Source organism: Nocardia sp. 852002-20019_SCH5090214 (assembly GCF_001665865.1).
GTDB lineage: Bacteria > Actinomycetota > Actinomycetes > Mycobacteriales > Mycobacteriaceae > Nocardia > Nocardia nova.
In genome coordinates, this window is the sequence record NZ_LZMK01000098.1 from 1 (window position 1) to 549 (window position 549).

The 549-nt window shown below is 68.5% G+C and carries 1 pseudogene; it reads left to right on the plus strand.

Going from position 1 to position 549, the window contains the following annotated elements:
• Positions 1-549 (plus strand): annotated as a pseudogene (locus A5780_RS43040) (DNA cytosine methyltransferase); the annotation flags it as partial.

The following is a 549-nucleotide window of genomic DNA, read 5'->3' on the forward strand; positions in this document are numbered from 1 at the left end:
CGGATACGGGGGCGATTACCTCGGCTGGCGGGCGGTGCCCGGTCTCACGGGCCGGATCGCGGCCAACCACAACCCGGTCTGTGTGGCGGTGCACGAGCTGAACTTCCCCACGGTGGAACACCTTCCGCCCGGCGACGTCAGGGAGATCGATCTGACGCGGCTGCCCGCGACGGAGTTGTTCTGGGCGAGCCCGGCGTGCCCGGAATGGACGGACGCGAAGGGACAGAAACGCTACTTCGACCAGAGCAACCAGTACCGGTTCGACGAGGAACTCGGCATCGTCGAGGATCCGGCGTCCGGGCGCAGCCGGGCGCTGGTCGAGCAGATTCCCCGGTATCTGCGTGCGATGGCCGCGCGCGGCAAGCCGGTGCTGGCCGGGGTGATGGAAAACGTCGTGCAGTGCTGGAAGTGGGACGACCGGCATCGGTGGCTGCGCGAGATCCAGGACCTCGGTTACGAGACCCGGGTCATCGCCCTGAATTCCGCGCACGTGCTGCCGCGCACCTGCCTGCCGGTGCCGCAGTCCCGCGACCGGCTCTACATCGCGTA